This window comes from Williamsia sp. Y712 (assembly GCF_059445525.1).
Genome location: NZ_JCAIUN010000003.1, coordinates 156,847 through 175,280, shown reverse-complemented (window position 1 = coordinate 175,280; position 18,434 = coordinate 156,847). Strand labels below are relative to the sequence as shown.

The following is an 18,434-nucleotide window of genomic DNA, read 5'->3' as shown; positions in this document are numbered from 1 at the left end:
CCGACCGAGATGCGCCCCGACCGACCGCAACCGAAAGTGAGTTCAAAGATGAGCGCCCCAGCAGCCCCCAAACCCGATACCGGCGGCGAGAACGGGAAACCGGTTCGCAGCTTCCCGAAGCCCCACTTCACCGATGCCGAGGCCGGAGCTCTCGACTTCCCGAGTTCGAAGAGCCGGAGCTACAACTACTTCAAGCCCGCGAAGATGCGGGCCACCACCTACGAGGACGTCACCTTCGATGTCCAGCCCGATCCGGAACGCCACCTCAGCCAGGGCTGGATCTACGGATTCGCCAATGGACCCGGCGGCTACCCGAAGGACTGGACTGCGCTGAAATCAACTGACTGGCACCAGTTCCGCGATCCCAACGAGGAGTGGGAACAGACCATCTACCGCAACAACGCGAACGTGGTGCGGCAGATCCAGCAGAACCTGGCCAACGCAAAACTGGTCGGCGCCTACGACTCATGGACTCCGAGCTGGGCAACGTTCATCGAACGTAACCTAGGTGCCTGGATGCACGCCGAGAACGGCTTGGGACTGCATGTGTTCACCGCAGCACAACGGTCGGCACCGACCAACATGCTCAACAACGCCATCTGCGTCAACGCCGCCCACAAGATGCGGTTCGCGCAGGATCTCGCGCTCTACAACCTCGACCTGACAGACACGATCGAGGGCTTCGACGGCGCGGTGCACCGCGATGTCTGGCAGTCCGACCCGGTGTGGCAGGGCGTGCGCGAGAATGTGGAACTGCTGACTGCCGAGGGTGATTGGGCCGAAGCGGTGTTCGCCACGAACATCATCTTCGAACAGCTCGTCGGTGTCCTGTTCCGGTCGCTGCTGGTGATGCAGATCGCGGCCCGCAACGGGGACTACGTCACTCCCTCCCTTGTCGGATCCGGTGAACACGACTACAACCGCGACCTCGGCTACACCAGGGCCATGTTGCGCATGCTGGTGACCGACGCCGAAGACGGTGAGGCCAATCGTGAACTGCTGGCGACCTGGGCGGACAAGTGGATTCCGCTGAGTCTGGCCGCCGCCCGCGAGTTGCAGCCGATCTGGTCGCAGCCGGCCGAACGACATGTGCCGTTCGCCGATTCGTTCGCCGCCGCCAAGACCGGGCTACGGACCGTTCTCGAAGATCTCAACATTCCTGTATCGAAGGAGCTGTCAGCATGAGCGAGATGACCTTTGGCGCCGACATCGGATCGTCCAACATGTGCGGTGTCACCCTGATGAACAACCAGAACGGCTACGTGGTCGCCGAGATCATGGGCCGCAAAGAGGGTGTCGAGATCGAAGAGTTCCCGTCGATGATCCGCGTCGACGGGCAGAAGGTCCTCACCTTCGACTTCGACGAGATCACCAATGCGCTCGGCTCCGAGTTCGATCAGTCCGACTTCGAGGAGATCATGTCCACCCACTACGGGCGGATGGTCCACTTCGACGACCGGACGATGCTGTTCGCCAACCCCGAGGATGCCGCCGAGTTCATCGATTTCGACCTCAAGGTCGTCGAGTAACCCTACCCATCACCAGTATTGGAGCAATCGATGTACAACAAGGATGGCGAGAGCTACTACATCGTGGACAGCCACATCCACTTCTGGAACGGTGGACCACGCAACCAGAAGAACCGGTACGGCAAGGGTTTCACCGGTTGCTTCTATGACTATCACGCGAATCTGTCCCCGGAATCAGAGAAGTGGACACTGGAGAAGTTCGGTAACTACACCGAGGACGACCTGATGCACGACCTGTTCGAGGTCGGGTATGTCGACAAGGGCATCTTCCAGCCCACCTACCTCTCCGACTTCTACATCGACGGTTTCAACACCACCGAACGCAACGGTGCACTGGCAGAGAAACATCCGGACAAGTTGATGACCAACGGCGCCTGGGACCCGCGCAACGGGGAGGCCGGACTCGAGGACCTGGAGAAGCTGGCCGCCCGGTGGAACCTGCAGGGCGTCAAGCTCTACACCGCCGAGTGGAAGGGCAACTCCAAGGGGTACAAGCTCACCGACGACTGGTCGTACCGCTACCTGGAGAAGTGTCAGGAACTGGGTATCAAGAACATTCACATCCACAAGGGACCCACGATCTATCCCCTCAACCGGGACGCCTTCGACGTGGCTGACGTCGACGATGTGGCAACGGCATTCCCGGAGCTCAACTTCATCGTCGAACATGTCGGGCTGCCCCGCCTGGAGGACTTCTGCTGGATCGCCACGCAGGAGCCCAATGTGTATGGCGGCCTTGCCGTTGCGATGCCGTTCATCCACACCCGGCCACGGTACTTCGCGCAGATCATCGGCGAGTTGCTGTACTGGGTTGGTGAAGACCGGCTGACGTTCGCCAGCGATTACGCCATCTGGAAGCCGGCGTGGCTCATCGAGAAGTTCGTCGACTTTCAGATCCCCGAGGACATGCAGTCCGAGTACGGCACGCTCAACACTCAGATCCGCAAGAAGATCCTGGGCCTCAACGCGGCCAAACTCTACGGTTTCGACGTCCCCGAGCAGGCCCGGATCCAGCCCGACGAGTCCGCACCCGCCGAGAAGCCGGTCGGCAGCAGCCCGGCCAAGCCGACCTCGTCATCATCGGCGTCGGTCACGGTATGACTGTCACAAATAGTCCGGCCCGGACGGCCACAAATAGTCCGGCCCGGACGGCCACAAGTGAACCGGCCCGGACGGTCATCAGCTGGCCCACTTCAATCGGTACGGTCACGGCGGCGACGGCGCGGCGGGTCTGGGATGCACTGGGGACTGTGCGCGATCCCGAGTTGGACGAGCCCATCACCGACCTGCAGTTCGTGACGTCGGTCGATCTGGACACCGCGGGTTCCGGCATCGGGGTTGCAATCCGGCTACGCCTCCCGACGTACTTCTGTGCGCCCAATTTCGCCTATCTCATGGTCGCCGACGCGTACGACGCGGTGGCAGCCCTACCGGAGGTGGACCGCACCGTCGTGCGCCTGGAGGATCACTTCGCGGCCGAGGAGATCAACGACGGTGTCGCAGCGCGGGCCGGGTTCACCGGATCCTTTCCCGGGCTGGCGATCGATGAACTCGAAGAGCTCCGTCAGACCTTTCAGCGCAAGGCCTATCTGGCGGCACTGGAACGGATGTCACGTCGGTTGGCCGCCGATGGTGTTGATGTCGAGCAGTTCTCGGCCCTGACCATCGGCGATCTTCCGGCCGGTCACGAGCTCGATTCCCTCCTACGTCGTCGGCGCGATGTCGGTTTGGGATCGGGGCGGTCCGAGCTGGTCATGGTCGAGCACGATGGCCTGCCGATAGGCGCGGACGTCCTTCCCAAGCGGCTGCGTTTCGCCAAGTCCGTGCGGGTGAGCATCGAAGGCAACGGCATCTTCTGCCGCGGCCTGTTGACAACCCGCTACGGCGACGACATCACCCCCGGAACCGGCAGCAGCGTAGGTGAATCGGCGGGCACCGACCTGGGGATGCCAACGATGAGGAGCGAGTCATGAAAGCGGTGCAACTGTCGGCCTATGACACCAAACCCGAGCTGGTGGACGTCCCCGACCCCCATGCCGGCGGCGCCCTCGATGTGGTGGTGAAGATCGGTGGTGCCGGTGTCTGTCGCACCGATCTGCACATCATCGAAGGGCAGTGGGAACAGAAGTCCGGTGTCACATTGCCGTACACGATCGGACACGAAAACGCCGGCTGGGTACAGGAAGTTGGTAGTGCGGTCACTTCGGTCAAGCCCGGCGATCCGGTGATCCTGCATCCGCTGGCAACGTGTGGTTTGTGCCGGGCCTGCCGTGCCGGCGACGATGTACATTGCAGCGCTTCGGCTTTCCCGGGTATCGACAGCGACGGCGGGTACGCCGAATACCTCAAGACCAATGCCCGTGCCGTGGTCAAACTCGATCCGTCATTACAGCCCGCCGATGTCGCGGCCCTGGCCGACGCCGGCCTCACCGCCTACCACGCGGTGGCCAAGGCGGCCCGGTTCCTTCGTCCCGGCGACACCGCGGTGGTGATCGGCGCGGGTGGTCTCGGCCATATCGGGGTCCAGGTGCTCGCGGCACTGTCAGCGGCCCGGATGATCGTGGTGGACCGGTCCGAGCCGGCGCTGGCGCTGGCCGCCGAACTGGGTGCCCATCACACGGTCGTTGCGGACGGCACCCAGGTGCAGCAAGTTCTCGACCTGACAGACGGGAACGGCGCCGAGGCCGTCATCGATTTTGTCGGTGAAGGTGGCGCCATCGAAGACGGTGTCGGGATGTTGCGCCGGGCAGGCAACTACTACGTGATCGGATACGGCGGCACCCTGTCGATTCCGACGATCGACATCATCTCCACCGAGATCAATTTCATCGGAAACCTGGTCGGCTCCTACAACGACCTGGTCGAATTGATGGTCCTTGCGGCGCAGGGCAAGGTGTCGCTGCACACCAGCACCTATCCGCTGGCCGACTTCGCCACCGCGCTGTCCGATCTCGACGCCGGGAACGTCCGGGGGCGGGCCATCCTCATTCCTTAGATCTCCTACACCACATAGCTTTTCAATTCGTCTACACATGAAGGTGCGTGCACAATGGCAAAGGATCTGCGCTTCGGTTCGGACGCTCGGGCTCGGTTGGAGATGGGGGTCAATGCGCTTGCCGATGCGGTCAAGGTGACCCTCGGACCCAAGGGCCGCAACGCGGTACTCGAAAAACTCACCGGTCCACCGACCATCACCAATGACGGTGTCACCATCGCCAAGGAGATCCAGCTCCGCGACCCGTACGCCAACATGGGAGCACAGCTGGTCAAAGAGGTTGCCACCAAGACCAACGGGGTGGCAGGCGACGGCACCACCACCGCAACGGTTCTCGCCCAGGCGATGGTGCGCGAAGGTCTCCGGGCCGTCGACAACGGCGCAAACCCGATGCAACTCAAGCGCGGTATCGAAAAGGCGGTGGACGCGGTTGTCGCTCTGCTGCAACAACGTTCCCGTGAGGTGACCGGCGAAGAACAGCTCCGGCATGTGGCGATGCTCTCGGCCAACAACGACCCCGACATCGGCGACGTGATCGCCACGGCCATGACCCACGTGGGTGTGGGCGGTGTGGTCAGCGTCGAGGAATGGCCGCAGTTCGGACTGGGGCTGTCGTTTGTGGACGGTGTCGAGTTCGACCACGGTTACATCTCCCCCTACTTCGTCACCGACAAAGACCGGATGGAGTCACAGCTCGACGACGCCTACGTGTTGCTCACCAATCAGAAGATCACCACGGTGCAGACCCTGATGCCGGTGCTCGAGCAGGTGCAGCGCAGCAAGCGGCCGCTGTTGATCCTCTGCGAGAACATGGACGGCCCCGCGCTGTCGATGCTCATCACCAACAACATGCATGACACGTTCCGTTCGGTGGTGGTGCGGGCTCCCGGCTTCGGTCATCGGCGCGTTGCCGAATTGGAGGACTTCGCAGCAATTTTGGGTGGCCGGGTCGTCAGCGCCGACTCCGGCCTCTCCCTCGCCGACGTACGTCTCGAACACCTCGGCCGGGCAAAGAAGGTCACCGTCACCGAGTTGTCGACAACCATGGTCGACGGCGGTGGTGACGTGGCGGAAGTCCGGGCCCGCATCCATCAACTCGAACAAGAGCTGGCGCGAACCGAGAACGAGCACGACCAGGACAACCTGCAACTGCGCATCGCCAGGCTGTCCGGCCGGGTGGCGATGATCCACGTCGGCGCAGCCACCGGCGTCGAACTCAAAGAGAAGCAGCACCGCGTCGAGGACTCCCTGTCGGCAACCCGGGCCGCAATGGAGGAAGGCATCGTCGCAGGCGGCGGCACCGCGCTGATCCAGGCACAGGCGACGCTCGATCTCCTCGAACTCACCGGCGACGCCGCCGAGGGCCGTGAGATCGTCCGTCGCGCAGTGGAAGAACCGCTGCGCTGGATCTCGATCAACGCCGGTTACGACGGTGACGAGGCCGTGCAACGGGTCGCCGACCTTCCGGAAGGGCACGGGTTCAACGCGGTCACCGACACCTACGGCGACATGTTCACCGCCGGGATCATCGACCCGCTGAAGGTGACCCGCTCGGCGTTGCAGAGTGCCGCCTCGATCGCGGCGCTGCTCCTTACCACCGAGACCCTGGTCGTCGAGGAGGTGATCCAGAATCCCGGCGCCATCATCGCTCCCGGATTCGGTGACCTCGCCGAAGGCATGGTCCGACCGTCGAACATCTACTGAACACCGCACCATGACCACCGACTTTGTCGCACCGTCGCCGACGATGCGAGCCCGGCCACGCCTGGTGTTGCGCTCGCCCGAGGTCACCGACGGCGGACGGTTGCGGACCGCACAACGCAGTGGACTACTCGGCGGCGGCGGGCTCGATGTGTCACCGTCGTTGCAGTGGTCGGGCGCACCGATCGGAACGCTCTCCTACGCGGTGACAGCCACCGACTCGCGCGGCCGGTGCCATTGGGCGGTCGCCGATGTCAGTGGTGGGGTGACCGCACTGGTGGTCGACGCCGGCAATGGAACCGGCGAGCGATTACCCAGTCTGGCAAAGCAATTGCGTAACGATTTCGGGATCGTACGGTATGTCGGTCCGTCGCCGGCCCCGCCCGGCCTGCCGGGACGGTTCACATTCACCGTCCATGCGGTGGACATCGGCCGGCTGCCACTCGGCGTCCTCGCCGGATCTGTTCAGCTGCACGAGGCGCTCCACATTCACAGCCTCGGCCGCGCGACATTGACCGCAGCCCACGGATGGACGCCGCCCGCCCACTGACTGCGACGAACCCTACTGACCGGCCCGAACATGCTTCGGCACGGCCCGCCCGCAGGAACACACATCAGGTGCGAAGATGAAGCACGTGAATGTGCGCGCGAAGAACAACGTCAAGATCCTCGGGCGCGAAGACGGGCCGACGATCATGTTGGCCCACGGATTCGGATGCGACCAGAACCTCTGGCATCGGGTGACCAAGCGGTTGGTCGACGACCATCGGGTGGTGCTGTTCGATCACGTCGGCGCAGGCGCCTCCGATCCGGCCGCGTGGGACGCCGAGCGGTATTCGAACCTCGAGACCTATGCGCAGGATGTGCTCGACATCGTCGTCGAACTCGATCTGCACGACGTGGTGTTCGTTGGTCACTCGGTCGCCTCGATGATCGGCGCCGTCGCCGTGGCCAAAGAACCCGACCGGTTCGCCAAGCTGGTATTGCTGACCCCGTCGCCGCGCTATGTCGACGACGAATCCGATGGATATCGGGGTGGCTTCACGCGTGGTGACATCGACGAACTGCTCGAGTCTCTCGAGAGCAACTACCTCGGTTGGTCGGCGTCGATGGCGCCGAACATCGCGGGTAACCCGGAGCGACCGGCGCTCGGCGACGAGTTGACCGAATCCTTCTGTCGAACCGACCCCGAGAAGGCGCTGGTGTTCGCCCGCGCCACCTTCCTGTCCGACAACCGCACCGATCTCGCGCGTGTCACCGTGCCAACCCTCGTGATCGAGTGTGCGCGAGACTCACTGGCACCCCGCCACGTGGGCGCATATGTGCACAGCCAGATCGGGGGCAGCGAACTCGTCACCCTCGACGCGAGCGGACACTGCCCCCAGCTCAGCGACCCCGTGCCCACCACAGAGGCCATCGTGGCCTTCGTGGGTGGCCGTCGATGAGCAAGGACCACGGCGATATCAGGTCACCGGACGTACTCGATGAGAGTCTGGAAGACCTGTACGAGAACGCACCGTGCGGGTATCTGTCGACGTGGCCGGACGGGCGCATCGCAAAGGTCAACACCACTCTGGCGGTGTGGCTCGGATACGACCGAACGTCATTGCTGGACAGGCCTTTCAGCGATCTGCTCACCGCAGGCGGGCGCATACACTACGAAACCCACTTCGCACCGCTACTGCAGCTGGTAGGGGTGCTGAGCGGAATCACCGTCGACCTCGTCGCGGCCGACGGCCGACGACTGCCCGTATTCGTCACCGCGAACGTCAAGATCGGTACCGATGGCACCGCCGTGCTCATCCGCATCACCGTGCAGGACGCACGTGATCGACGCGCGTACGAGAAACAGTTGCTCGCCGCACGGCGCCATGCCGAAGAAGAACGTGCGCGCGTACAACTGCTCGCCTCGACCCTTCAGCGCTCACTGCTTCCACCGTCGTTGCGACCTCCCGACGGCATGGAGGCAGCAGCCCACTACAACGCTGCATCGATCAACGATGTCGGCGGCGACTTCTACGACCTGTTCGCCCTGTCAGAGCACAAGTGGGGGTTCTTCCTCGGCGACGTGTGCGGAAAAGGGGCCACCGCAGCGGCGGTGACGTCGCTGACCCGTTACACGCTGCGCGCTGCAGCGGTGTACGACGACGATCCGATTGCGGTGTTGCACAACCTCGATGCCGTGCTGCATTCGAACTATCACGGCGACGAACCTCGTTTCTGCACAGTGATCTTCGGCGTCCTCACCCGCGCCGACAACGGATTCGACGTACACCTCGCGAGCGGGGGCCATCCGCCCGCGCTGTTGCTCACCGCCGCAGGCCGAGCGCAGTACGTGAGTACCGAGGGCGGCCAACTCGTCGGCATCCTGCGCGCTCCCAGATTTGTCTCTACCCGGATTCACCTCGACGCCGGCGACACCCTCGTGCTCTACACCGACGGGCTCACCGAGGCGCGGATCGGGCCGGGTCCCGAGCGGTACGACGACAACGGTGCGCTGCTCGAGTTCGCGGCGGCACACACCCCGACGTCCGCAGGCCAGATCATCGAGGACTTGCGAGAGTTGCTCGACGGTTTCGGTGCCGGCCTCGAAGACGACACCGCGCTCATGGCACTGAGCGTCCCCCACCCCGGGGTTTAGAGCGTGCGGAGGGCGGCGAGGAGCAGGTCGACGTCCTCGGAGCTCGAACCGAGGCCGAGGCTGGCGCGCACAGCCCCTGAGCCGTGGCCCAGACGGTCCAGAAGCGGATGGGCGCAGAATCGTCCGTCGCGCACCCCGATGCCGTGTTCGGCCGACAGATGGGCTGCCACCTCGGCGGCCCGATGCCCGTCGACGACAAAGCTGACCACACCAACGGCATCGGTGCTGTCGGTGAAGATCTTCAGGGCATGCACGCCCGGGATCTCGGCCAGACCATCGCGCAACCGGTCGGTCAGTGATGTTTCATGGGAAACAACGGCCTCCCCAAGGGATTCGATTTCGACGCAGGCCGCCGCGAGCGCAGCCGCACCCAAGACGTTGGGCGAACCACCTTCATGACGGGCGGGCGCGGGCGCCCACTTCACGTCCTGCTCGGTGACGTTGAGCACCGCACCACCACCGGCGAGATACGGGTCGGCGGCATCAAGCCAATCCCTCAGTCCAACAAGCACTCCGGCCCCGAAGGGCGCGTAGGTCTTGTGTCCCGAGAATGCCAGGTAGTCGATGCCGCAGGCAGTGATGTCCACCCTGCGGTGCGGAACCAACTGCGCGCCGTCGACAGCGATCCGAGCACCGTTGCGGTGCGCAAGATCTGCCAGTTCACTGACCGGCAAGATCTCACCGGTGACGTTCGACGCACCGGTGACCGCCAGCAACACCGCACCGGTCTCTTTGAGTGCGGTCTCCACACGGACGATCGTCGCGGCCAGCGTATTCGCAGCACGGACGACGTGAACATCACTCCACGGCAACAGATTTGAATGATGTTCCAGATCGAGGACGACGACTTTTCCCGGCACGCAGCGAGCCAGGAGGTTCAGCGAATCGGTGGTGTTCCGCGTGAAGATCAGGCAGTGCTGCTCGCCGGCACCGACAAAGTCAGCGACCTGCGCTCGGGCGGTCTCGTACGCCCGCGTCGTCACCTGCGATGCGTAGCCCGCGCCCCGGTGCACACTCGAGTAGGTCGGTAGTAGTCGCGTTATCGCATCGACCACGCTGCACAATGCCGGCGCACTCGCCGCGTAGTCGAAGTTGACGTACCGCGTGGTCGAGCCATCCCTCAGTGGGGCCTGGGTGTCCGAACCCTCTATCGCTGCAAGAGCATTCAGGTTTCGGTTCAGTGTTGCAGTGCTCATATCTCACACCAGCTTCCGGTGTCAGGGATCCCGCACGCACCAAGTTTCGAACCTGCCGATGGAGCAGTTCGGAACTCGGACGGTGGGAGGTCCGCGCTTGCCTGTTCGGGTTCGAACAGGCCAGGTCTTCACCCGGAGCACCCCGCCGCGATGGAGGGTTGCTGACCAGCAAGCCGGGGCTATGCGCTGGTACTCGTGACCGACGACGACGCTAACAGACTTCTTCGGCGTCGTCCATACCCATGTGCTTTAACTTCTCGGCGATCGAAACTCCGCGCATCCATCGGATTTGGGCAGCAGCGTGCGTATGGTTCTGTCCAACAGTTGAAATCCCCTGGCCCGGACACGCACATACGGTGCCCGGATTCGCCTGGTGGACAACAACTGCCCTGTGTCAACGAGTATCAGCGCCAAGTTCCAGCTTGCTGGTCGGCAACCCTCCACCGCGGCGGGGTGCCCTGGATGAAAGACACGGTCCCAGCCTTCACCGGCATGGGACAAGCGCGGGTTTCACGCAAGCGAGCCCGAAGAGATTCCCGGGAGCTTGATGACCTTGTTCAACGCACCACGCGGTCGAATCCTGAGCATCTGCCGGGCCCATTGCATGTGCAGCAGTTTCAGATGTTTCAGGTCGTCGAAACCGGCACTGCGGAAGTGTTTTTCACCAATCCTCGAAGCGAGGACACCAGGGCCCCTGTTGGCGTCGATACCAACAATCGAGGGGCTCACCGAACACAACAGAATCGAGGTCACGATATGAGTTCCGTCAAGGTCGACACCGTGGTTGTCGGTGGTGGCGCGATAGGTTCGGCCGCCGCCTGGCAACTGGCGCGCCGGGGTGTCGAGACCGTGCTGCTCGAACGATTCACCCCCGGCCACACCAACGGCGCCTCACATGGCGCCTCCCGCATCTTCCGCACCTCCTACGCCGAGCGCACCTACGTCGCGCTCGCGAGGGAAGCGGAAGGACTCTGGGCCGACCTCGAAGCCGAGTCCGGGACGCAACTGCTCACCGTCACCGGCGGCGTCGATCAGGGATGGACTCCGTACCTGTCCCAGATCGCAGATACCCTCGCCGACCTCGGACTCGTCCATCATTGGCTCGAGCCCGACGAGGCCTCGCAGCGCTGGCCCGGAATCAGATTCGACGGCCGCGCGTTGTACTACCCCAACAGCGGGCGACTACATGCAGACAACGCTGTCAGCGCACTACAACGCGGCGCAGCAGCTCTCGGTGCAGAGGTTCGACACGAATCGCAGGTGATCTCGATCGACGTCACAGACGAGAACTCGGTCACCGTGCGCACCGATGACCAGGAGTACGTGGCCCGACGTGTGGTGGTGGCGGCAGGCGCCTGGGCGACGAAGCTGTTGTCGGGCATCGCAGCGCTGCCACAGATCACCGTCACCCAAGAGCAACCCGCACACTTCGTACCGCGTGACCAGGACGCCGAATGGCCCAGCTTCGGGATCTTGCATGACCCGGACGGACCGAACGCGCCCGAATTCGGTGGTGTGTACGGCTTGTCTTCGGGTGCCGAAGGCATCAAGGTCGGCTTCCATGGAACCGGACCCGTCGTCGACCCCGACCACCGCGATTTCACGGCGGAACCACGGCAGCTCAAGGCCCTGCAGGAGTACGTCCGTCATTGGGTGCCCGGCGTCGATGCCGACGAACTGACCCCGATCAGCTGCACGTACGCGACCACGCCCGACTCCAACTTCGTCATCGACCGCCGCGGTCCGGTTGCGGTCGCCGCCGGATTCTCCGGACACGGCTTCAAGTTCGTGCCCGCCATCGGCCGCCTCCTCGCCGACCTCACCGCCGACAAAGATGCCCCCGAGTTGTTCTCATTCCGTTCCCACTCCGCAGAAAAGGTTGTCTAGCCATGTCGAACTTCGCCAGCCCAGCCGATACCGAGACTTACGGCGAGTACACGATCACTCGCGAACCGGACGACACCCGACCGGTGTATCGATTCGCCGGACGTATCAGCGGCGACGGATCCACGCCGTACCCGGCTGTCTCTGATCGCTATCACGTCTATTCCGGCTGGTTCTGCCCGTGGGCTCAGCGGGTCACGCTGGTCATCGAGCTGGCCCGCCTCACCGATGCGATCAGTGTCAGCTACGTCGACGGTGCCCGCGATGCCCGCGGGTGGGCATTCCGCGAAACCCACGGCCCCGACCCGGTGAACGGCTTCACCCTGTTACGCGATGCCTACGACGCCACCGAACCTGGCTTCGATGGCCACGTGTCGGTCCCCACCCTGTGGGATCGCGAGACGAAGCAGGTGGTGAGCAACACGTTCGACACGCTCGACGCCGATCTCGCGACGCAGTATCGCCGTCAGGTCACCGGCGAGTTCGACCTCTACCCAGAGGACCTGCGCCCGCAGATCGACGAGTTGGAAGCCTGGTTGCGAGCTACGGTCAACAGCACCGCACACGTGGCGACCGGAACCGGTTCGGCCGCGCAGGAAGCCGCGACCACTGTGTATCAGGCATATTCAGAACTCGACAGCCGCCTCGCGGGGAGTCGATACCTCTTGGGCGACAACGTGACTCTGGCCGACGTCCGGCTCTGGGTGACGCTTGTTCGGCACGATGCTGCGGCGGCCAGGGCCGGTACCCGGCGTCTTGCCGACTTCCCGAATCTGTGGCGCTATGCCCGAGACCTGTACTCATTGGACGCATTTCGCGCCACCACCGATTTCGCGTCGTTCGGGGGTTCGGACGCCGTAGCCGGTGAATGGCAGTCGCCGATCACGTCGTCCGCAGCAGCTCACTAGGAGTTCCCATGGCCCCGCCCATCCCCCTGTCGGTTCTCGACCTTCTGCCCCGTTCCAGCGGGTCGGACAACACCACCGCAATACGCAACGCCATCGACCTGGTCCAGCGCGCCGAACAATTCGGATACGCCCGCTACTGGTTTGCCGAACACCACACGAATCCGGGGGTCATCGGTTCGTCGCCCGCTATCGAGATCGCACTGATCGCAGGGTCCACCTCGACCATCCGGTTGGGTTCGGCCGGAGTGCAATTCGGCCATCGGACGCCGCTGGCGACGGTCGAGGAGTTCGGTCTGATCAACACCCTGTACCCGGGTCGCCTCGACCTCGGTATCGGACGATCCATATCTCGCCCCGCCCCGGAAACGACAACGGGATCGGAATCGGTGACCGAAGTCGCGGCAAAGAATTATCTGTCGGCTCGCGGCGGCGGCGCCCACACCGAAGACACGTACACACCCAATGGTCTACTCCTGCCGAAGATCTACAACATCGCCGGCGCGTTTGCGAGTAAGTCCATCACCCACCTACTCGATCTGCTCCAGCAACCCGGCGCGTACGCCCCGACCTATGACGAGCAGATCTCTGCTGTCCTCGCCCTTCTCGACGACACATATGTCAGCCCACAAGGTCTTCCCGCGCATGCCACCCCGGGAGATGGTGCTGACGTGCAGGTCTGGATCCTCGGCGCCTCTGGTGGATCCAGCGCCGCCGTCGCAGGGTCGAAGGGCCTGCGCTTTGTTGCCAGTTACCACCACAGCCCGAGTACGGTCATCGACGCCGTCGACGCCTACCTGGCAGCATTCCAACCGTCGGCGGATGTCCCGGAACCGTATATTGCAGTATCGGTGGATGCGGTGATCGCCGAAACCGACGACGAAGCAGCCGAACTGGCCAGTGGATACGCACCTTGGGTCCGCAGCATCCGGCGCGGCGAAGGTGCGATCCCGTTCCCGAGTCCGGCGCAGGCAGCTGCGATGGAATGGACCGACGACGACCGCGAACTGGTCCGCGACCGGGTGCTGACGCAATTTGTCGGATCACCGTCCACCGTTGCCGACAAACTCGAGGTCCTGCGGGACGCCACCGGCGCCGCCGAGCTCTCGATCACTACCATCACACACGACCACGCGGCGCGGGTGCGCTCGTACGAACTCATCGCAAAGGAATGGTTCAGCCGGTGACAGCTCAGACCACACCGGACACCGGCGTACTCGATAATGCCATGTGGGAGAGCCTGATCGGCGCCCATCTGCACCTGAGCGAGGGCACCACCCGCGCTCGCCGCTACCTCCCGACGATCTCCCCGTTTGTCGGGGTCGGCGATCTGAGCGATCCGCAGACGTGGACTGATCTCGCCGAGCTGATCGGCCCCGGACAAGAAGTCGCGCTGCCGGTCGAGGTGACCGACCTACCCGATGGCTGGGAGGTTGCCATGAGCGGCCCGGGCGTCCAGATGGTTGCCACCGACACGCTGAAGCCGAGGCCCGAACCCGAGGCAATCCAGCTCGGCGCCGACGATGTCCCCGACATGCTCGCATTGATCGACCGCACCAAGCCCGGGCCCTTCAGCCCCGAAAACATACCGACTCGGAACATATCTCGGGATCCGGCGCGAGGGCCGGCTCATCGCGATGGCCGGCGAGCGCCTCCATCCACCGGGATGGACAGGGATCAGCGCCGTCTGTACCGACGCCGAGTTCCGCGGCGAAGGTCTGGCCACCCGCTTGGTACTCGCTGTCGCCCACGGCATCTACGCCCGCGGTGAGACTCCGTTCCTCCACGCTGCGGCCGACAACACCAACGCCATCGAGCTCTACAAACACCTGGGCTTCCGCCTGCGAACCAACATCACCTTCACGGTCGTGCGCTCCCCCGGCAACTGATCAAGGCATCGAACACCCGCCGACACAAGCGTCTGGGCTGTCGACGGGGGCCGGCTGTACGATCCTTGTCGGGGTACTGTCCAGCTCCAAGCGGTCACCCTGTGACCGCTGACAAATGATGACGTGGAGGTTCCTCTGGAACGGGGGCTCCCACGTCGTCGGGCTTCACGGTATCCGGCGCCTTGTGGCGGCGGATTTGTTTGGGGCAGGGGCCTACCGACCTGAACTTCACCACCCTGCAAGAGGCGTAATGGAGTGAGCAGATGGACAGTCCACAAGATCATGTCGAGTCCGGCATTCATGACCAGATCGCGCAAATGGCACGCGATCTGCATGGGTCGCGGGATCACCCGATAACCGCAGATCAGGTACTCCAGGAGGTTACCGAGGCATCGGTGGCGCTGCTACCGAGTGTTTCTCATGCCGGGATCACCTTGATCAGGAAGTCCGACCCCGGCAGCGAAGCCGTACTCGAATCAGTTCTGGCCAGTGGTCCGGTTCCCGCGCAGGCCGACGCGTTGCAGCACGAGCATGGTGAAGGCCCCGCGCTCGACGCGATTTGGGAGCAGTACACAGTTCGGATCAACAATGTCGAGACGGAACAGCGATGGCCGAAACTGATGCCGGCTCTGTACCACCAAACTCCGATTCGATCGGTCCTATCACTTCAGCTCTATACCAAGGGACACGAACTCGGAGCTCTCACCCTCTATGCCGAGGTTGCGGATGCGTTCGACGCCGACACCGAAGACCTCGCAGTCGACCTCGCCACGCACGCTGCCATCGCTTTGGCCGCTGCCCGCAAGGGCAAGCAGTTTCGCAGCGCACTCGCCTCGCGGGACATCATCGGCCAGGCCAAGGGCCTGATCATGGAACGCTATGACCTCCATGCGGTGCAGGCCTTCGCGCTCTTACGCAAGCTCTCGCAAGATTCCAACATCCGCGTCGTCGACGTAGCTGCCCGGCTGGTGGAGCAAGACCATCCATTGCCGTTCGGGGTGACCGAGTAGGTCTGCCGTCCTGGTATCTGCCGGGAGAAGCTGCACCATCACTGTCACGGGTTTTGTGCGCGGGGCTAAAGGTTTGCGATTCGGCGCGCTGGGTAGTCAATCGGCAGGTCGGGGTTTTAGCCCCAGGTTCCGATTTAGATATCCTGGTTAAGCAGGAGCCGGGGTGTCGCTTGGGGGCCGAGTGAGCCGAGTTTCAACGACTGCTGAATCAACTTCCGTCGAAACGACGCATACTCCGTCCACACATGCTCCGGCTTCGGGGTCACCCACGAGTTCGAACGGGCTGAGTGAGGGTTCAGACATTGCTGGACTCCTCGGCCTGAACCTTGTCGAGAACACCGGTGAACGTCTCCGCCGACTGCGCGCCGGACACGCCGTACTTGCCGTTGATGACAAAGAACGGGACACCGGTAATGCCGTAGGCCCGGGCCTGATTGATGTCGGCGTCCACAGCCTCGGCGTATTCACCTGATTCCAGGATCGCCAGCACGGCGTCCCGGTCGAGTCCCACGTCGGCGGCGAGGTCGGCGAGTTCCTCACTGCGGCCCACGTGGCGGCCCTGCTCGAAGTACGCCCTGAACAACCTCTCCGCGTACTCCAGTTGCTTGCCCTGAGCCTTGGCGTAGTGCAGCACCTGATGCGCCTTGAGAGTTTTGGTCTGCAGGACGGAGTCGAAGTCGAAGTCCAGGCCCACCTCGGCGGCGATCCCGGTCACATTGCCGAGCATCTGCTTCACCTGATCAGCGGGCATCCCCTTCTTCTCGACCAGGTAATCGACCGAGGACCCGGCAAAGTCTTCCGGGGTATCCGGCGACAACTCATAGCTGTGGTAAGTCACCTCGACGTCGTCGCGACCCGCGAACCCGGCCAGACCGGCCTCGAACTTCCGTTTACCGATGTAGCACCAGGGGCAAGCGATGTCGGACCAGATGTCGACGGTGATAGGGGTAGGCATTCACGTTTCAACAACCGCTGTGTGCAAGCCATTCCCCGCGCACGTGCCGACCAGCCCACCATCCGAGGTGCGCGTCACGCACCCAGCGCCGCTCGCAAAGTCGGCATCGAGTGGATCAATTCGCTTCGCCAGAAGGGCCACAGGTGCATGCCGACCGGTTGCGCACTGCGGGTCACCGGCACGCCCTTGGCGCGCAGCGCATCAGTGAGCTGGTCGGTGCACAGATTCGAGCCGAACTCGAGGGCCATTGCTGTCGGTGGCATCGGAATACCTTCACCCTGACCGGGAAGACCGCTCCCCGAAGACAGATAGACCGATGTGCCTTGCAGTCGAGCCGCATTGGCGAAGATGTCGTGGGCCTTCCATTCCGGGCTGCCCACCGGTCCCCACATGAGCTGCGACGACCCTCCCGAACCGATCACCGTGAGATCGGTGAGCGTTGTACCGGCCAAGCCCTCTGTGAAGTAGCACCCGCTGTAGCCCGCAACCGCTCGATAGAAGCCGGGATTTCGCTGCGCGAGCATCACCGCACCCTGTGCCCCACTGGATATCCCACCGATCGCCCGGTCACCACTCGCGCCCAGGTACGGTTCCAACGCCGCAGGAAGCTCCTTGGTCAGGAACGTTTCCCATTTGACCACACCGAACTCGGGATGGTCTTCGATCCAGTCGGTGTACAGCGTTCCTGTACCCCCGACTGGCAGAACCACATTGACGTTCTCGTTCGCGAAGATCGGCGCGATGTTGCCTTTATCGGCGGCGAGCCAGCTGTTCGATTCCGTCTGTCCCGAGTTGCCATCGAGGAGGTACAGGGTTCCACGGGGCCGACTACGGTCCGCCGCCAACAACACGGTCACCGGGATGTCGCGACCCATCGCCGGACTGTACACAGTTAATTGAAGCGTGCGATCGTTCACCGTACCCCGCTGCACCACAACAGCTTCGGATACGTCAGACGCTCCGACGTTCGCCGGATCAGCGGCCGCCTGCACCGGCAAAGTCATCAAAACCGTTGCAACGGCGATCAACAGCGTCGTCACACCACGACGAAACAACAACCGGCTCACCGCCACCATCCACCCACTTTTCAACGCCCGACCCAGTCTGTCGGTTGAATACTTGAAGAATTGCAAAAACACACGCAGCCGTGGCCCACACCAGTCGGTGCGGGCCACGGCGGGCGTCAATCTACTTGGGAACCTTGACTGTTCCGCCGCTCAGCGCAGCGAGAGCCTCGAGTCCGCGAACCGCCAAATCGGTTACCGGCACAGCGATCGTTCCAACAATTGTTCCGACAACATCACCAACACTGCCCATTTCAATCTCCTTATTCTAGTTTCTGTTGCCATAGAGGGGGATGATCAACTGACGGTCACCGTCAGCCGGCAACCGATCCGACGAAGTTCCCGAGCAGGTTGTCCAACCCCAACATGATGGTGATGATGTTCGGCAGAAGGGTGTCACCGCCGGCCAGGAAAAATGCTTCGATAGATCCCATGTGTTGCGCCTACTTTCTTGCTAGTAACCGAGAAGTCGGCATGGCTCTACACAAGAGGCCAACGACCACTCGACTGGGGAGGTACACCACATTCAGGCTTTGATGTGATGTGTAGAACACGTTATCGTTATATTCCTGTCATGGGACCGAAATGTGAATTCTTCTCGAAAAGTTTTCCGCAGGACCGTTGTCGCACACCAGCTTTGAGATCATGAAGTCGCACAAGAATTC

General features: G+C 63.1%; 17 protein-coding genes, 1 pseudogene and 2 riboswitches. Of the genes and pseudogenes, 14 read left to right on the top strand and 4 right to left on the bottom strand.

Translation table 11 applies throughout. The annotated features are described in order from the left end of the window. The first annotated feature begins 48 nt into the window (after window positions 1-48). The 9 genes from AC1D75_RS20075 (at window position 49) to AC1D75_RS20035 (ending at window position 8,866) form a co-directional block, all read left to right on the top strand. A complete protein-coding gene (locus AC1D75_RS20075; RefSeq protein WP_495517092.1) occupies window positions 49-1,185 on the top strand; it encodes an aromatic/alkene monooxygenase hydroxylase subunit beta in 1,137 nt (378 codons plus the stop codon). Then, window positions 1,182-1,529 (top strand): propane 2-monooxygenase effector subunit MimD, encoded by a 348-nt coding sequence (mimD, locus tag AC1D75_RS20070; RefSeq protein WP_495517091.1) that lies wholly within the window; start codon window positions 1,182-1,184, stop codon window positions 1,527-1,529. The genes AC1D75_RS20075 and mimD overlap by 4 nt, the downstream gene beginning before the upstream one ends. Window positions 1,530-1,559: 30 nt before the next feature. Beyond that, the gene (locus tag AC1D75_RS20065; RefSeq protein WP_495517090.1) at window positions 1,560-2,630 is read left to right on the top strand and encodes an amidohydrolase family protein; all 1,071 of its coding nucleotides are present in this window, start codon (window positions 1,560-1,562) and stop codon (window positions 2,628-2,630) included. Further along, window positions 2,627-3,502: an iron-sulfur cluster assembly protein gene (locus tag AC1D75_RS20060; protein ID WP_495517089.1), complete on the top strand. Its 876-nt coding sequence runs from the start codon at window positions 2,627-2,629 to the stop codon at window positions 3,500-3,502. The genes AC1D75_RS20065 and AC1D75_RS20060 overlap by 4 nt, the downstream gene beginning before the upstream one ends. After that, the gene (locus AC1D75_RS20055) at window positions 3,499-4,524 is read left to right on the top strand and encodes an NAD(P)-dependent alcohol dehydrogenase (RefSeq protein ID WP_495517088.1); all 1,026 of its coding nucleotides are present in this window, start codon (window positions 3,499-3,501) and stop codon (window positions 4,522-4,524) included. Before AC1D75_RS20060 ends, AC1D75_RS20055 begins: the two co-directional genes overlap by 4 nt. A gap of 54 nt (window positions 4,525-4,578) precedes the next feature. Then, window positions 4,579-6,228, top strand: a complete 1,650-nt coding sequence (gene groL, locus AC1D75_RS20050; RefSeq protein ID WP_495517087.1) for a chaperonin GroEL — start codon at window positions 4,579-4,581, stop codon at window positions 6,226-6,228. 10 nt (window positions 6,229-6,238) lie between these two features. Further along, the gene (locus AC1D75_RS20045) at window positions 6,239-6,775 is read left to right on the top strand and encodes a YbhB/YbcL family Raf kinase inhibitor-like protein (protein ID WP_495517086.1); all 537 of its coding nucleotides are present in this window, start codon (window positions 6,239-6,241) and stop codon (window positions 6,773-6,775) included. A gap of 85 nt (window positions 6,776-6,860) precedes the next feature. Next, complete coding sequence (locus tag AC1D75_RS20040) at window positions 6,861-7,670, top strand: alpha/beta fold hydrolase (RefSeq protein WP_495517658.1); 810 nt, start codon at window positions 6,861-6,863, stop codon at window positions 7,668-7,670. After that, window positions 7,667-8,866: a PP2C family protein-serine/threonine phosphatase gene (locus AC1D75_RS20035; RefSeq protein WP_495517085.1), complete on the top strand. Its 1,200-nt coding sequence runs from the start codon at window positions 7,667-7,669 to the stop codon at window positions 8,864-8,866. Before AC1D75_RS20040 ends, AC1D75_RS20035 begins: the two co-directional genes overlap by 4 nt. Here AC1D75_RS20035 and AC1D75_RS20030 read toward each other — a convergent pair. Continuing rightward, a complete protein-coding gene (locus tag AC1D75_RS20030) occupies window positions 8,863-10,062 on the bottom strand; it encodes an aminotransferase class V-fold PLP-dependent enzyme (RefSeq protein WP_495517084.1) in 1,200 nt (399 codons plus the stop codon). The two genes, AC1D75_RS20035 and AC1D75_RS20030, sit on opposite strands and share 4 nt — an antisense overlap. Before the next feature lie 88 nt (window positions 10,063-10,150). Next, window positions 10,151-10,263, bottom strand: a riboswitch (SAM riboswitch). A 191-nt stretch (window positions 10,264-10,454) separates the two neighbouring features. Continuing rightward, window positions 10,455-10,572, top strand: a riboswitch (SAM riboswitch). A 246-nt stretch (window positions 10,573-10,818) separates the two neighbouring features. Here AC1D75_RS20030 and solA point away from each other — a divergent pair. From solA to AC1D75_RS20005, 5 genes and pseudogenes are all read left to right on the top strand, one after another. Further along, on the top strand, window positions 10,819-11,949 hold the full coding sequence (gene solA / locus AC1D75_RS20025) for an N-methyl-L-tryptophan oxidase (RefSeq protein WP_495517083.1): 1,131 nt from the start codon (window positions 10,819-10,821) through the stop codon (window positions 11,947-11,949). A 2-nt stretch (window positions 11,950-11,951) separates the two neighbouring features. Further along, entirely contained in the window at window positions 11,952-12,854 is a 903-nt protein-coding gene (locus AC1D75_RS20020) for a glutathione S-transferase C-terminal domain-containing protein (RefSeq protein WP_495517082.1), read from the top strand. An 8-nt stretch (window positions 12,855-12,862) separates the two neighbouring features. Beyond that, window positions 12,863-14,038, top strand: coding sequence for an LLM class flavin-dependent oxidoreductase (locus tag AC1D75_RS20015; RefSeq protein ID WP_495517081.1), 1,176 nt, complete (start codon window positions 12,863-12,865; stop codon window positions 14,036-14,038). Further along, window positions 14,023-14,740 (top strand): annotated as a pseudogene (locus AC1D75_RS20010) (GNAT family N-acetyltransferase). The gene AC1D75_RS20015 and the pseudogene AC1D75_RS20010 overlap by 16 nt, the downstream one beginning before the upstream one ends. Window positions 14,741-15,003: 263 nt before the next feature. Then, window positions 15,004-15,750 carry a GAF and ANTAR domain-containing protein gene (locus tag AC1D75_RS20005; protein WP_495517080.1) on the top strand — a complete coding sequence of 249 codons (747 nt, stop codon included), beginning with the start codon at window positions 15,004-15,006 and terminating at the stop codon, window positions 15,748-15,750. A gap of 295 nt (window positions 15,751-16,045) precedes the next feature. Here the strand turns inward: AC1D75_RS20005 and AC1D75_RS20000 are convergent, their stop codons facing one another. From AC1D75_RS20000 to AC1D75_RS19990, 3 genes are all read right to left on the bottom strand, one after another. Further along, complete coding sequence (locus AC1D75_RS20000; RefSeq protein ID WP_495517079.1) at window positions 16,046-16,705, bottom strand: DsbA family oxidoreductase; 660 nt, start codon at window positions 16,703-16,705, stop codon at window positions 16,046-16,048. Window positions 16,706-16,779: 74 nt separating this feature from the next. Then, complete coding sequence (locus AC1D75_RS19995) at window positions 16,780-17,772, bottom strand: alpha/beta hydrolase (protein WP_495517078.1); 993 nt, start codon at window positions 17,770-17,772, stop codon at window positions 16,780-16,782. Window positions 17,773-17,893: 121 nt separating this feature from the next. Next, window positions 17,894-18,022, bottom strand: a complete 129-nt coding sequence (locus tag AC1D75_RS19990) for a hypothetical protein (protein WP_495517077.1) — start codon at window positions 18,020-18,022, stop codon at window positions 17,894-17,896. Window positions 18,023-18,434 lie beyond the last annotated feature (412 nt).

What these genes read in the sequence shown, in the direction of transcription:
- AC1D75_RS20075 (WP_495517092.1), top strand. Translation starts at nt 49, where the DNA reads ATGAGCGCCCCAGCAGCCCCCAAACCCGATACCGGCGGCGAGAACGGG.
- mimD (WP_495517091.1), top strand. Translation starts at nt 1,182, where the DNA reads ATGAGCGAGATGACCTTTGGCGCCGACATCGGATCGTCCAACATGTGC.
- AC1D75_RS20065 (WP_495517090.1), top strand. Translation starts at nt 1,560, where the DNA reads ATGTACAACAAGGATGGCGAGAGCTACTACATCGTGGACAGCCACATC.
- AC1D75_RS20060 (WP_495517089.1), top strand. Translation starts at nt 2,627, where the DNA reads ATGACTGTCACAAATAGTCCGGCCCGGACGGCCACAAATAGTCCGGCC.
- AC1D75_RS20055 (WP_495517088.1), top strand. Translation starts at nt 3,499, where the DNA reads ATGAAAGCGGTGCAACTGTCGGCCTATGACACCAAACCCGAGCTGGTG.
- groL (WP_495517087.1), top strand. Translation starts at nt 4,579, where the DNA reads ATGGCAAAGGATCTGCGCTTCGGTTCGGACGCTCGGGCTCGGTTGGAG.
- AC1D75_RS20045 (WP_495517086.1), top strand. Translation starts at nt 6,239, where the DNA reads ATGACCACCGACTTTGTCGCACCGTCGCCGACGATGCGAGCCCGGCCA.
- AC1D75_RS20035 (WP_495517085.1), top strand. Translation starts at nt 7,667, where the DNA reads ATGAGCAAGGACCACGGCGATATCAGGTCACCGGACGTACTCGATGAG.
- AC1D75_RS20030 (WP_495517084.1), bottom strand. Translation starts at nt 10,062, where the DNA reads ATGAGCACTGCAACACTGAACCGAAACCTGAATGCTCTTGCAGCGATA.
- solA (WP_495517083.1), top strand. Translation starts at nt 10,819, where the DNA reads ATGAGTTCCGTCAAGGTCGACACCGTGGTTGTCGGTGGTGGCGCGATA.
- AC1D75_RS20020 (WP_495517082.1), top strand. Translation starts at nt 11,952, where the DNA reads ATGTCGAACTTCGCCAGCCCAGCCGATACCGAGACTTACGGCGAGTAC.
- AC1D75_RS20015 (WP_495517081.1), top strand. Translation starts at nt 12,863, where the DNA reads ATGGCCCCGCCCATCCCCCTGTCGGTTCTCGACCTTCTGCCCCGTTCC.
- AC1D75_RS20005 (WP_495517080.1), top strand. Translation starts at nt 15,004, where the DNA reads ATGGACAGTCCACAAGATCATGTCGAGTCCGGCATTCATGACCAGATC.
- AC1D75_RS20000 (WP_495517079.1), bottom strand. Translation starts at nt 16,705, where the DNA reads ATGCCTACCCCTATCACCGTCGACATCTGGTCCGACATCGCTTGCCCC.
- AC1D75_RS19990 (WP_495517077.1), bottom strand. Translation starts at nt 18,022, where the DNA reads ATGGGCAGTGTTGGTGATGTTGTCGGAACAATTGTTGGAACGATCGCT.